13 protein-coding genes are annotated in these 13,254 nt (G+C 59.0%); 4 read left to right on the top strand and 9 right to left on the bottom strand.

From position 1 onward, the window contains the following. Positions 1-16: 16 nt before the first annotated feature. The 6 genes from PSV26_RS10285 to PSV26_RS10260 form a co-directional block, all read right to left on the bottom strand. On the bottom strand, positions 17-559 hold the full coding sequence (locus PSV26_RS10285) for a shikimate kinase (protein WP_300570358.1): 543 nt from the start codon (positions 557-559) through the stop codon (positions 17-19). Positions 560-729: 170 nt separating this feature from the next. Then, positions 730-2,787 (bottom strand): type IV pilus secretin PilQ, encoded by a 2,058-nt coding sequence (locus tag PSV26_RS10280; protein WP_300570503.1) that lies wholly within the window; start codon positions 2,785-2,787, stop codon positions 730-732. Positions 2,788-2,873: 86 nt separating this feature from the next. Beyond that, positions 2,874-3,434, bottom strand: coding sequence for a pilus assembly protein PilP (locus tag PSV26_RS10275; protein WP_300570355.1), 561 nt, complete (start codon positions 3,432-3,434; stop codon positions 2,874-2,876). Further along, positions 3,431-4,105, bottom strand: a complete 675-nt coding sequence (locus tag PSV26_RS10270) for a type 4a pilus biogenesis protein PilO (RefSeq protein ID WP_300570352.1) — start codon at positions 4,103-4,105, stop codon at positions 3,431-3,433. The genes PSV26_RS10275 and PSV26_RS10270 overlap by 4 nt, the downstream gene beginning before the upstream one ends. A gap of 27 nt (positions 4,106-4,132) precedes the next feature. Further along, on the bottom strand, positions 4,133-4,786 hold the full coding sequence (locus tag PSV26_RS10265; RefSeq protein WP_300570349.1) for a PilN domain-containing protein: 654 nt from the start codon (positions 4,784-4,786) through the stop codon (positions 4,133-4,135). Next, complete coding sequence (locus tag PSV26_RS10260) at positions 4,783-5,862, bottom strand: pilus assembly protein PilM (RefSeq protein WP_300511851.1); 1,080 nt, start codon at positions 5,860-5,862, stop codon at positions 4,783-4,785. Before PSV26_RS10260 ends, PSV26_RS10265 begins: the two co-directional genes overlap by 4 nt. A gap of 267 nt (positions 5,863-6,129) precedes the next feature. Between PSV26_RS10260 and PSV26_RS10255 the strand changes: the two genes are divergently transcribed. After that, positions 6,130-8,556, top strand: coding sequence for a penicillin-binding protein 1A (locus PSV26_RS10255; protein ID WP_300570347.1), 2,427 nt, complete (start codon positions 6,130-6,132; stop codon positions 8,554-8,556). Between the two features lie 6 nt (positions 8,557-8,562). Here PSV26_RS10255 and cyaY read toward each other — a convergent pair whose 3' ends face one another. Continuing rightward, entirely contained in the window at positions 8,563-8,898 is a 336-nt protein-coding gene (gene cyaY / locus PSV26_RS10250) for an iron donor protein CyaY (RefSeq protein ID WP_300511854.1), read from the bottom strand. Here cyaY and PSV26_RS10245 point away from each other — a divergent pair. The 3 genes from PSV26_RS10245 to PSV26_RS10235 all read left to right on the top strand — a co-directional run bounded on the left by PSV26_RS10245 (position 8,872) and on the right by PSV26_RS10235 (position 11,421). Next, positions 8,872-9,204 (top strand): lipoprotein, encoded by a 333-nt coding sequence (locus tag PSV26_RS10245; RefSeq protein WP_366945993.1) that lies wholly within the window; start codon positions 8,872-8,874, stop codon positions 9,202-9,204. The genes cyaY and PSV26_RS10245 overlap by 27 nt on opposite strands. 13 nt (positions 9,205-9,217) lie before the next feature. After that, the gene (gene lysA / locus PSV26_RS10240) at positions 9,218-10,507 is read left to right on the top strand and encodes a diaminopimelate decarboxylase (RefSeq protein WP_300570344.1); all 1,290 of its coding nucleotides are present in this window, start codon (positions 9,218-9,220) and stop codon (positions 10,505-10,507) included. Positions 10,508-10,593: 86 nt separating this feature from the next. Further along, positions 10,594-11,421 (top strand): MBL fold metallo-hydrolase, encoded by an 828-nt coding sequence (locus PSV26_RS10235; protein ID WP_300570341.1) that lies wholly within the window; start codon positions 10,594-10,596, stop codon positions 11,419-11,421. A 71-nt stretch (positions 11,422-11,492) separates the two neighbouring features. Here PSV26_RS10235 and PSV26_RS10230 read toward each other — a convergent pair whose 3' ends face one another. Together PSV26_RS10230 and msrP are read right to left on the bottom strand one after the other, a co-directional pair. Continuing rightward, positions 11,493-12,137: a sulfite oxidase heme-binding subunit YedZ gene (locus tag PSV26_RS10230; protein ID WP_300570338.1), complete on the bottom strand. Its 645-nt coding sequence runs from the start codon at positions 12,135-12,137 to the stop codon at positions 11,493-11,495. 69 nt (positions 12,138-12,206) lie between these two features. Beyond that, positions 12,207-13,205 (bottom strand): protein-methionine-sulfoxide reductase catalytic subunit MsrP, encoded by a 999-nt coding sequence (gene msrP, locus PSV26_RS10225; protein ID WP_300570335.1) that lies wholly within the window; start codon positions 13,203-13,205, stop codon positions 12,207-12,209. Positions 13,206-13,254: the final 49 nt, after the last annotated feature.

Genomic DNA, 13,254 nt, shown 5'->3' with positions numbered 1-13,254 from the left:
TGCAGCAGATGGAGTGTCAGGGTTGGGGAGCGGAAACAACCCCCGCCAGCTCCAGTTGCATCGCCACCATGTTGACAAGTGCCGCTACCGAGGGCCGCCCGGTTTCCACCACAAAACGGGCACATTCCCGGTAAAGCGGGTCACGCAACGCATACAGTTCGCGCAAGCGCGCCAAGGGATCAGGCACCTGCAACAGTGGGCGATTCCGGTCGTGCCGCAACCGGCGAAAAACCTCTTCAGGCGCCGAATGCAGGTACACCGCCTGGGTTCGCTGCTTCAAATGCTGGCGATTGATAAGACGCAACACCGCCCCGCCACCGGTCGATAAAACGCATGGCTCGCCCAAGGTCAATTCGTCGATGACGTCTTGTTCAAGGTCTCGAAAGGACTCCTCGCCCTCCCGCTCAAAAAACTCGCGGATGGATAAACCGACGCGCTGCTCGACGACCTGGTCGGTGTCGATGAAAGGTAGGCCGAGACGTCGGGCCAACTGGCGTCCGATGGTGGACTTCCCCGATCCGGGGAGACCAACGAGTGCCACATGAGTCGGCCCGCTCAAAAGCGTCTCCTGTCAGGATGAATCACGGCAACAAACAAAGAAAGCGTCCTTGAACATATCTGTCGCGACCAGACCTGAACCGGACTTGCCGGCACCTCACCCATTGGGGGACCAAGAACCCGCAAGACGCGCCGGAAGACCATCCCGGGCTCGCGTCGCGCAACCAACGTTCAGCGCAAGGCCGCGCCGTTGGAAATCATTTTGGGAGAGATGAAAACCAGCAATTCGGACTTGTTGGCCGTGCGCGTCCTGGTTTTAAACAGGTTGCCCACTCCCGGCAGATCGCCAAGCAAAGGAACCTTGGTTTCGTCTTCACGCTCGTTCTGCTCAAAAATACCGCCAATCACGACCGTGCCGCCGTTTTCAACCAGCACCTGGGTTTGAATGTGTTTGGTATCGATCGCAAAACCGTTGGTCGTCGATCGGCCCACACTGTCCTTGTTCACATCAACATTCAGAATGATGTTTCCTTCAGGCGTGATTTGCGGGGTCACCTCCAGCTTGAGGTTGGCCTTGCGGAAGGCGATGGAAGTCGCACCGCTGGACGTAGCCTGCTGATAAGGCAACTCGGTACCCTGCTCGATCAGGGCCTTGACCTGATCAGCCGTCACGATGCGCGGGCTTGACACAATTTTGCCTTTTCCGTCGGCTTCCATGGCGGAGATTTCGAGGTTCAGGAGCCGAGTGGCGCCCGACGAAAAGAGGGAAACTGCAAATGTGGCAGCACTGAACCCGTTCTGTCCCACCCCGGGAAGGTTAAGAAAGTCGCCTGTAGTAGTTCCGTAGTTCACGCCTTGGACCGGAGCACCAGGCGTGGTGCCCGGGTTGATGTAAGTTGGACCGAACGAAGCATTACTTGCACCATTGAGCGTAAAGGGCCGACCACCTAATCGAACTCCCAATGATTTCCCGAAAGTATCCGAGGCTTCCACAATGCGCGCCTCAATCAGGACTTGCCGAACGGGAATGTCTATTTTTGCAATGAAGCTCTGCACCTGCTCGAGCTTGGACGGAATGTCGGTCACAAACAGCTGGTTCGTTCTGGCCTCGGCAATCGCACTACCACGATTGGACAGGATGCGAGCACTGTTCGGACCGGTGCCCCCGGCCGTGATCTGGGCGCCGATATCCGCTGCTTTCGCATAGTTGATCTGGAAAGACTGCGTGCGCACCGACTCCAGGGTCTGGATGGCGTTGCGCGACTCCAGGTCAAGCTTGTCTTTGGCAGCCAATTCATCCTTGGGAGCAATCAGCAGCACATTGCCGGTTTTCCGCATCCCCAGACCTTTTGCCTGCAAGATGATGTCCAAGGCCTGATCCCAAGGGACGTCCTTCAGGCGCAGAGTCACAGCACCAGAAACGCTATCCGAGGTGACGATATTGAAATTGGTGAAGTCGGCAATGACTTGCAACAGGGACCGTGTTTCGATGTTCTGGAAGTTGAGCGACAGTTTTTCACCCGTGTAGCCAGGCCCCTGTGACAGTTTGGACTCGTCCACTTTCTGCTGGCGGACCTCCAGCACAAACTGGTTGTCGCTTTGATAAGCACTGTGTTCCCACGACCCCTTGGGTTCGACCACCATGCGGACCTTGTCTCCCAGCTGGGAAGTGGTCACGCTTTGAACCGGTGTACCGAAATCGGACACATCCAGCCGGCGACGCAAACCTTCAGGCAAGGCGGTTTTCAGGAATTCAACGACCAGAGTCTGCCCTTGCTGACGGATATCGACGCCCACCTGGTTATTGGCAAGATCAACCACAATCCGGCCTGAAGCATCCGTCCCGCGCCGGAAATCGATATCTTTCAGTGGCAAGGTGTCGCGGTTGCGATTTTCGGCAAAAACAGGTGCAACGACGGGCGAAGGCGTGGCAACGGGCACAGGGTCCAGCGTGATCAGCAAGGATTTCCCCTGAATCTGCGCCGTGTAGGCCGTTGAAGCCTTGAGATTGAGGACAACACGCGTTCTTTCACCCGCCTGGACCACGTTGGCAGAACGCAGGTTGCCCAGGTTCAGGTCAAGGGCCGAACGGCCCATCGAATTGCTGACGCCAGGGAAATCGAGCGCAATCCGCGCTGGGGTCTGAATGGTGAAACCAGTGGGAACTGCGGTCAGTGCTTCTTTCAGGTCAATACGAATGACTTCCGAGCCTCCCTGGACAGAACCCGACACCGCCTCGATCGCATTGGGCGTTTGAGCCGATGCCTGCGTTGCCAGCGCGAGTGTCATCCAGACCGTCACGATGGCCAGTCCAACCGCCATGCGCGACCACGCACCCCGCGCCGGGACTGCCTGCATCGTCCTTGAATTCTTGTTCATTTCGACCCCTCTTGAAGCTGTAAAGTCGCTGTCCGCTCTAACCACTCGCCCGCAGCGTCCTGCACAATTTCCCGCAGGGCGACCTCCGTCTCGGAAATTTTCGTGATGCGCCCGTAGTTCTGGCCCAGGTAGTTGCCAACCCGCACCTGGTACAGCAGGTTATCCACCCTGACCAGCGCTACCGGCTGCCCCTGCTTGGTCAGGCTGCCGACCATCGCGACCGCATCAAGCGGCATCGCTTCCAGCGGTTCCTTGCGACGGCTCAACTCAGGGGCAATCAAGCCCGCATTGGCAGTTGCCCGATTGGAATCCCGGTTCAGCGCCTGCGTCAATTTCTGGGGACTGAAAGGCTCGACAGCACCCTCCTGGGTGTAGGCCTGCGGAGAAAACTTGGTGGGCTCAGGCAAGGGTTCGATCCTGGGCTTTGTCAGGTTGCGTTGCTCGCTCATCCACTGCTGCAATTCCTCCTGCTCGGAAGAACTGCAGGCCGTCAGACTCAAGCAAACCACCGCTGTAGCGACGAGCGAGAGAATCTTTTCGATAGCTGGCCGCTTCATTTTTTGGGGCCTTTCGCAGGCGTCGCTTTACGCTGCAGGGCAACTTCCTCCGGATCAAGATAGCGGAATGTCTTGGCGGTGGTGTCCATGGTCATCATTCCGTCCTTGACCGGAGTAATCGTCATGTTATTGAGCGTCACAATGCGCGACAGGTTGGCAATATCGGCAGCAAAGGCCCCGATATCGTGATAACGACCTGACACCTTGATGGCTATGGGCAGCTCCGCGTAGTATTCCTTGACGCTGACCTGTCCTGGCCGAAACAGCTCAAACTGCAGACTCCGACCCAATCCTGCCTGGTTGATGTCGGACAGCAACGCATCCATTTCGGCCTTGCTGGGAAGTTGTTTCTCCAGTTGAGTCACATATTGCTGGACTTGCTCACGCTGCTTTTTCAAGGCTTCCAGGTTGACAGCTTGCGCCAGCTTCTTCTTGAAATCTTCGCGCAGTTGCACTTCCTTCGCCTGTTCTGACTTGAGCTCCTCATCAGAATCACTGAGCCATACAAACCACAGGGCCACCACCACCGCGGCGGTCACAAAAAAACACAGAAGGAAACGGGGAAACGCAGGCCAGGAAGAGGGGTCATTCGGATTGAGACCGACAAACTGCGCCTTCAGACCATCCAGAAGCGCGGAGAAATCTACATTGAATTTCGGTGTACTTGCCATAGTCAGTGCCTGTTCGGACCCGGTTGGTCAGCTCTTGGCCGCAGTCGGACCGGGCTGGGCGAGCCTGCCCAAGGCCGGACCGGAAGACCCCGCCGCCGGAGCCGCAGCTTTCTGCACATCGGTGGCCCGTTTGAGTCCCACGCGCATGGAAAAATTCGCCACGCGCCGCTGGTCGCGCGCGCCCAGCGTGATGGTCCTGCCCGTGATTTCAATCAGTTCGGGCCGGGTCAGCCATGGGCTGTTGTTGCCCAGATTGCGCAGCAGTTCCGAAACCCGCTCATTGGACTGGGCCACGCCAGTCAACAGCACCACCTGGTTATCCTGTTTCATGCTGGTGATGTAAACACCATCGGGCAGTTGCCTGACCAGTTCGTCAAGCAGGTAGACCGGCAGATTCCGGTTGCCCTGCAGATCTTCCACTGCCATTTGCCGGGCACGCAAGGCAGCAATTTCCTGCTGCAGACCCGAAATTTCCTTGATCTGGTTTTCAAGACGGGTGATTTCGGTTTTCAGAAAGGCATTCTTGCCCTGCTGCCCGGATATCTGGGTCTGGTACCAGGAATAAACCGCTCCGCAGAGCAAACCACCCACCAGGGCGGAAATACCCAGGGCACCGAAAAAAGCCTCGCGACGGCGCTTGCGCGCCGCTTCGCGATGAGGAAGCAGATTGACCAGAATCACTGGAAAAACCTCCGCAAAGCCAGCCCGCAAGCGGTCAGGTAAGACGCGGCTTCACGCTTCATCTTCTTCTCCCGTACATCGCCACCCAGAACCATCCCTTCAAAGGGATTGGCCACCATGCAGGCAAATGAGGTCTGCTGGGTCACCGCATCGGTCAACCCCGGCAATGCCGACGAGCCGCCTGCCAGCATCACATAGTCCACCTTGTTGTGCGGCGTGCTGGTAAAAAAGAACTGGAGCGCACGGCCAATCTCCTGTGCCATGCTGTCGACAAAGGGCTTGAGCACGCTGGCATCGTAGTCGTCCGGCAGGTCGCCGCTGCGCTTTTTTGTTTCCGCCTCTTCCGGAGAAAAGCCATACTGGCGAACGATCAGCTGGGTCAGCTGCGCCCCACCAAAAGCCTGATCACGCTCATAAAGCACTTCGTCGTTCTTGATGACCTGCATGCTGGTGGTCAAGGCTCCGACTTCGAACAGAGCCACCATGGTGTCCAGGCCCTTGTTCGGCAAGCTCTCAATCAATCGAGCCGTCGCCAGCCGTGAAGCATAGGACTCCACATCCACCACCACCGGCCTGAGACCTGCCGCCTCGGCGAGACCCTGCCTGTCATTGACTTTTTCCTTGCGGGACGCGGCGATCAGCACTTCCACGTCACCTGCGGAGCTGGCGCTCGGACCGATGACACAGAAATCAAGACTGACCTCATCCAGTGAAAAGGGGATGTACTGATTGGCCTCGGCTTCGACCTGGATCTCCAGCTCCTGCTCGCTCATCCCGCCGGGCAGGATGATTTTCTTTGTGATCACGGCCGAGGCGGGCAGGGCCATGGCCACATTCTTGGTGCGTGTCCCGCTTTTCTTGACCAGCCGGCGAACGGCCTCCGCAACTTCATCGAACTTCTCGACGTTGCCGTCAGTGATCCAGCCCCTTTCCAGGGGTTCAATGGAACACCGGTCAAGTACCAGGTTGCCGGCCTTGTCCCGACTCAGCTCCACCAGCTTGACACTGGATGAGCTGATGTCCAGGCCCAGCAAGGCTGACGATTGACGGTTGAATAAAGACCCCAGAGAGATCAAAACGGTCCCCAGATGACGGCTAATATGTAGCCTTACAAACTTAAGAAATCACTTGAATGCTATCAGTAAGGTCCTTGTACAACAAAGGATTTTCCAGTTTTCGCTTACTATCACCGTTGTCAAAAGTAGACGCTTTTGATGGCTTGGCCGGCTTGATGCCGGCGCGGCGACAAAGCCACAATTGCAAAATGTGAAATCCCCGACAACCTGCAAAGTCTTCCAGCATCCGGGATTTTTCCAATGCTGGCGCGAACTTACGTTAAACCCATGCCGTCAAATTCTTCGACTCCCGAATCCCGTCCCTCCCCTGCCGGCCGGCTTCCCTGGCTACCCAGGCTACTCAAGGTCCTCGCATGGGGCTTGGGTCTGGCGCTGGCTGGCCTTGTTTCACTTCTGATCATCATTGCCGTTGCACTGGCGGTGGCCTACCCCAACCTGCCGGATGTGTCTGATTTGCTGGACTATCGACCCAAGCTTCCACTGCGCGTCTATTCAGCAGATGCCGTCCTGATTGGCGAGTTTGGCGAGGAACGCCGCAATCTGACGCCGATAGGAGAGATACCCAAAGTGATGAAGGATGCGGTGCTGGCCATTGAAGACGCACGCTTTTTCTCCCATGGCGGGGTCGACTACATCGGCGTGATCCGGGCCGGCCTCGCCAACGTAGGGCGGGCCAAGAGTCAGGGTGCCTCGACCATCACCATGCAGGTCGCCCGCAATGTCTACCTGTCGACCGAAAAGAGCTACACGCGGAAAATTTACGAGATCCTGCTGACCTTCAAGCTGGAACACCTTCTGAGCAAGGATCAAATTCTGGAGATCTACATGAACCAGATCTTCCTGGGGCAGCGCGCGTACGGCTTTGCCGCCGCGTCCGAGATTTATTTCGGCAAGCCGCTTAAATCCATCAGCATTGCGGAGGCTGCCATGCTCGCCGGTCTGCCCAAGGCCCCGTCCGCTTACAACCCGATCAGCAACCCGAGGCGGGCCAAAGCGCGCCAGCTGTACATCATTGAGCGCATGGAAGAAAACGGCTTCATCACGGCGGAGCAGTCGGCGGCAGCAAAAAACGAAGACATCAAGGTCAAATCCGGTCCTGACTCAGGGAGAGTGCATGCTGAATTTGTGGCGGAAACCGTACGCCAGCTGGTGTACAGCCAGTATGGCGACGAAACCTACACACGCGGTCTGAATGTCTTCACCACCCTGCGGGCGGCCGATCAGACCATGGCCTACAGGGCGTTGCGCAAAGGCATCATGGATTATGAAAGACGCCAGATTTACCGCGGTCCCGAAAAATTCATCGCCCTGTCCAGCGATCCCAAGGAAACCGAAGACGCGATTGACGATGCGCTGGCCGAGAGTCCGGACAACGATGACGTGATGTCGGCAGTGGTACTGGAAGCCGGCCCGAAAAAAATCGTGGCCCTTCGCCAGAACAGCGAAACCATCGAAATCACTGGCGACGGCCTCAAACCCGCCCAGTCGGGCCTGTCCGAAAAAGCAGCTCCCAACATCCGGATCCGTCCTGGCGCGCTGATCCGCGTGACCAAAACGCCCAAAAACACCTGGGAGATCACGCAGCTCCCTGAGGTCGAGGGCGCTTTCGTGGCGCTGGATCCGCGCAGCGGTGCGATCAGGGCGCTGGTCGGTGGTTTTGACTTCGAGAAAAACAAGTTCAATCATGTGACGCAGGCCTGGCGACAGCCCGGCTCCAGCTTCAAGCCGTTCATCTATTCTGCCGCCCTCGAAAAGGGCTTCACCCCCGCGACGGTCGTCAACGACGCCCCCCTGTTTTTTGACGCTGGCGTCACTGGTGGCCAGCCTTGGGAGCCAAAGAATTACGACGGCACCTTCGAAGGGCCGATGAGCCTGCGCCGCGGCCTGGCCAAGTCTAAAAACATGATTTCCATCCGGATACTGCAGGCCATAGGTCCCAAATATGCCCAGGAATGGGTGACCAGATTTGGTTTTGACGGTGACAAACACCCGGCCTACCTGACGATGGCGCTGGGCGCCGGCTCGGTCACTCCGCTGCAAATGGCCATTGGGTATTCCGTGTTTGCCAATGGCGGCTACCGCGTGAACCCCTATCTGATCACCAGGATCACCGACCAGAAAGGCAAGGTCGTGGTCGACAGCCCAGTGCCCACACTCGACGAGTCAGTGCGCGGTATCGAAGCGCGCAACGCCTTCATCATGTCAAGCCTCTTGCAGGAAGTTGCCCGGAGCGGCACCGCCGCCAAGGCACAGGCGACCCTGAAGCGGCCAGACCTTTATGGCAAAACCGGCACCACCAACGATTCGATTGACACCTGGTTTGTGGGCTTCCAGCCGACCCTCACCGCAGCCGTGTGGATGGGCTACGACACGCCGAAAAAACTCGGCGACCGGGAGACCGGAGGTGGCCTGAGCCTGCCGGTCTGGATCAACTTCATGGACTACGCACTTAAAGGCGTGCCAGTGACCGAGTTTTCAGCTCCCCCGGGTGTTGTCAATATCGGCGGCGAGTGGTTTTATGACGAATACGCCAAAGGTTCCGGCATCAGCAGCGTCGGACTCGGTGACCGTCCCGCTGCAGGCGCCGGTGCGGACAACCCGGTTGCGGGTCAACCCGTCCCCCCTGGCGCCGCCATTCAGACTCCCCCACCGAGCGACGAACGCCGCCGGATTCTCGATCTGTTCAAGAACTAGACAGGATCAGGCTGGTGGGTTGAAGACCAGCGGCTGGCCAGCCTGTGCACTGGCGTAGCGCGACAGCTCCTCAAACAGCAGGCTGCCATCCTTGGTGTCTGTCCACTGGCCCTGGTTGTACCTGTAATGAAAACCGCCAGCGCGGGCGGCCATCCAGATTTCCTGAAGCGGCTTCTGGAGATTGATGATGATCTGGCTGCAGTCGGCAAAAGTCAGTGTGATCATGCCACCGGTCCTCTGGTTGTCGACATCGGCATCCGTTTCGTCGTTGATGCGGTCACACGCCATTTCAATCGTCTGGAGGGCGGCTTCGGCATGGTCCAGATATTCCAGGTCGGTCATTACAATCCCATCATGTTTGCAAGATTTCAAATCCAGCGCCAAATTCTAGGCCGCCGCCAGCCAACCTCCTGCGTTCATGGCCTTTCAACCGTCGCCGCGGCTCTGGCCATTGCAATGGGTCTTGCCGCTTGCGGCCAGAAAGGCCCCCTCTTTCTCCCGCCGCCGCCCAAAGCGCGTCCGGCGGGCATTGCCCCGTTCGCCGCGCCTGCGCCTGCCGCAGCCGCCAGCGCACCGAAAAACGCGGCCGCGACCGATCTGCCGGCTCCGCCACCGGCATCCGGTCCTGCAACCTTGCCGCTGCGATGAAGGGGCACCGGCCATGACCCCCCCTGCATCAACCGCGCTGCCAGGCGCCCCCCAGCTGGCCTACCGCCAGGACGGCCTCTACCTCGAAGCGGCCCGCCTTGATGGCCTGGCCAGCCAGTACGGCACACCTCTGTTCGTCTATTCCAAAGCCGCCATGCTGGCGGCCCTGGCGGCCTACCAGCAGGGCTTTGCCGGACGCCACGCGCAGATCTGCTACGCCATGAAGGCCAATTCCTCGCTCGGCGTGTTGCAGGTGTTTGCCCGTGCCGGCTGTGGTTTTGACATCGTTTCCGGTGGTGAACTTGAGCGGGTGCGGGCGGCCGGCGGCGACATGCGCAAAGTGATTTTCTCGGGTGTCGGCAAAACGCGTCCTGAAATGCAGCTGGCCCTCGCCGCCGGCATCGGTTGCTTCAATGTCGAGAGCGAGGCAGAACTGGATGTGCTGTCCGGGGTGGCGTTGGCCATGGGCCGCATCGCGCCCATCAGCATTCGCGTCAACCCCAATGTCGACCCGAAGACCCACCCCTATATCTCGACCGGCCTCAAGGGCAACAAGTTCGGCGTGGCGCACGAGGATGCGCTGAGGATTTACCGGTACGCGGCGTCGCTGGAAGGGCTTCGAGTCGTCGGCATCGACTGCCACATCGGCTCGCAGATCACCGAGACCACACCCTACCTGGACGCCATGGACCGGGTGCTGGACCTGGTTGACAGCATTGAAGCGGCCGGCATACCGATTGAACATATCGACTTCGGTGGCGGCCTGGGGATCAATTACAACCACGACACGCCGCCCGCAGCAGATGCGCTCTGGCAGGAACTGCTGGCCAAGCTGGATGCGCGTGGTCATGGCAGAAAAAAATTCATGGTCGAGCCGGGTCGTTCGCTGGTGGGCAATGCCGGTGTTTGCCTGACCGAGGTGCTTTACCTCAAGCCCGGTGAACAGAAAAATTTCTGCGTCATTGACGCCGCGATGAACGACCTGCCACGGCCCGCCATGTACCAGGCATTTCATGCCATCGTTCCACTTGCGCAGCACCAGGAGAGGCAGGAGGCGTGTTATGACGTCGTGGGCCCGGTCTGCGAAAGCGGCGACTGGATAGGCCGTGATCGCACATTGGCTGTGGCCGCCGGAGATCGTCTGGCCGTGCTTTCAGCGGGCGCCTACTGCATGAGCATGGCCAGCAACTACAACACCCGGGGCCGTGCTGCCGAGCTGTTGGTCGATGGTGACCAGGCCCACCTCATACGCGAGCGCGAAACAGCGGCAGACACCTTCCGCGGCGAAAAATTGTTGCCTTGAGCTCAACGTCGCTTGATGCTCATCAAGCGATTTCGGCAGAGGTGGAAGTACAGTCGGTTTTCTTCAAATCGAGCTTGCCCACTGATATGCCTCTGGAACTTTACCGCGACAAAAATCACGCCTGCCTGATGTTCAGCGACCTCATCGAGGAAGATGGGCAGGCGGTTCAGGCCAACCAGTTCCTCATCGTGGACAACGGCACGGGAGCCATCATTGACCCCGGCGGCAACCTGGCCTACAACGAACTGTTCATGGGCATGACGCAGCATTTTCCGCCGCACAAGCTGTCGTACATCATCGCCTCGCATGCAGACCCCGACATCATCGCTTCGCTGGATCGCTGGCTGAGCAGCACCCAGGCCATGCTGGTGATTTCACGGGTGTGGGAGCGTTTTGTTCCGCACTTCACCAAGGTCGGCAAGACCGACAAACGCGTGATCGGCGTGCCCGACGGCGGCGGGCGCCTGCCTCTGGGCCGCCATGAATTGTGGTTGATTCCGGCACACTTCATGCACTCTGAAGGCAATTTCCACTTCTACGATCCGGTAAGCCGCATCCTGTTCACGGGCGATCTCGGGGTGTCGATGATGTCCGGTGCGCAAGCGCGTGTACCGGTCACCAGCCTCAAAGCGCACATTCCGCTGATGGAAGGTTTCCACCGGCGCTACATGGTATCGAACAAGATCCTGCGCTTGTGGGTGAACATGGTGCGGCCCATGGACATCGCCATGCTGGTGCCGCAACACGGTGCGCCCATCTTCGGCAAGCAGGCGGTGACCGAATTCTTCAACTGGATTGAAAACCTGATGTGCGGTATCGACCTGTTTGACGATCGCGCTTACCAGTTGCCTGTGGCGAGCATCGACCCCGTCGCTCGCCAGACCCGGCCGCCGCTGCGGGCAGTGAACGCCTAGATTCAGGGCAAAAACCTGTTCCAGCCCTTACCCCTCGTGCGCCACCAGCTCCTGATTCAGGAGCACCCCACTCAAGGCAGACGCGTCGCCGGGACAGGACGCGGGCCCGCCGAAGCCTTGCGCCGCCCCCAGCGCTGCCATACGCGCCAGCCCAGCAGCACCGCAAGGATGGCTGCATAGACCGACACCTCGGCAAAATCGTTCTTGCCTGAGCGCATCCAGAAAAAATGCAGGAGGCCCAGGCCGGCAATCAGGTACACCAACTTGTGCAGCATTTGCCAGCGCTTCGCACCGAGCTTGCGGATGGCTGCGTTGAAGGAGGTCGCAGCCAACGGCGTCAGCAGCAGGAAAGCGGCAAAACCCACCAGGATAAATGGCCGCTTGATGATGTCCTTGACGATGTCGGCCACATCAAAACCCATGTCGAACCAGCTGTAGCTGAGCAGGTGGACCAGCACGTAAAAATAGACAAACAGCCCCAGCATGCGGCGAAAACGTGCGAGTGCGGGCGTGTTGCTGATCACCCGCAGCGGTGTGACGGCCAGCACGACGCACAGGAAACGAAGGGTCCAGTCGCCCGTTGCCCGGATCAGTGCTTCCGCGGGGTTGGCACCGAGCTGGTTGCTCAGCGCGCTGTAGAACAGCCAGATAAAAGGCAACAGACAGGCGGCGAACACCACCGGTTTGGCCGCGGGATGGAGGAGAAGTTTTTTCATGGTTGAAAAGCCGAGACGGCGCCGGGGTGCCGCACGAGGTGTGGCGTCCCGGCGAGCGCCGGCAGCGAATCAATAAAACTTCTTCAGGTCCATGCCCGCATACAACTGCCCCACCTGGGCCTCGTAACCGTTGAACATCAAGGTCTTGCGTTTCTTGGCGAACAGCCCGTCTTCGCCAATACGGCGTTCGGTCGCCTGGCTCCAGCGCGGATGGTCCACAGAGGGGTTCACATTGGAATAAAACCCGTATTCGTTGGCAGCCGCCTTGTTCCATGCGGTACGCGGTTCCTTGTCGGTAAAGCGGATCTTGACAATGCTCTTGCCGCTCTTGAAACCGTATTTCCATGGCACCACCAGGCGTACCGGCGCACCGCTCTGGTTCGGCAGCACTTCGCCGTACATGCCAAAGCTCAGAAGGGTCAGCGGGTGCATCGCCTCGTCCATGCGCAGCGCCTCCACATAGGGCCAGTCCAGCACACGCGAGCCGACGAACGGCATGGTCTTGGGATCGGCCTGGGTGATGAACTCGACATATTTGGCGTTGCCCAGCGGCTCGACCTTCTTGATCAATTCCGCCAGCGAATAGCCAACCCAGGGAACCACCATGGACCAGCCCTCCACGCAGCGCAGACGGTAGATGCGTTCTTCCTGGGCGCTGAGCTTGATCAGGTCTTCGATGGCATAAGTCTTCGGCTGCTTGACCAGGCCTTCAATGGCCACCGTCCAGGGCTTGGTCACCAGGGTGTGGGCATTTTTGGCCGGATCCGACTTGTCGGTGCCGAATTCATAGAAGTTGTTGTAGCTTGTGACGTCCTTGTAGTCAGTCACTTTCTCCATCGTGACCGCACCCGCCACCCCTGACTTGGCGCCAGGCAAAGCCGCCAGCTTCCCGGGTTTAGTGACAGCCTGCGCCAGCGCTTCCCGACCGGCCCAGGAGGCGATGGTGGCCCCGGCCGCGCCGGTCGCCATCAGCTTGATAAGGTCGCGCCGCTGCTGGTAAACGCCCTCGGGCGTGATGTCGCTGGGAACGCCGTGGTCGAAGCCACGGTGGTCGGTCTTGATGAGCATGGTGTGTCCTTGTTGTGGTGAAGTGGCTGGGAGTTAGTCTTGGTACGCA

The organism is Polaromonas sp. (assembly GCF_029945685.1).
Lineage (GTDB): Bacteria > Pseudomonadota > Gammaproteobacteria > Burkholderiales > Burkholderiaceae_C > Polaromonas.
This window is presented reverse-complemented; position numbering and strand designations above follow the sequence as displayed.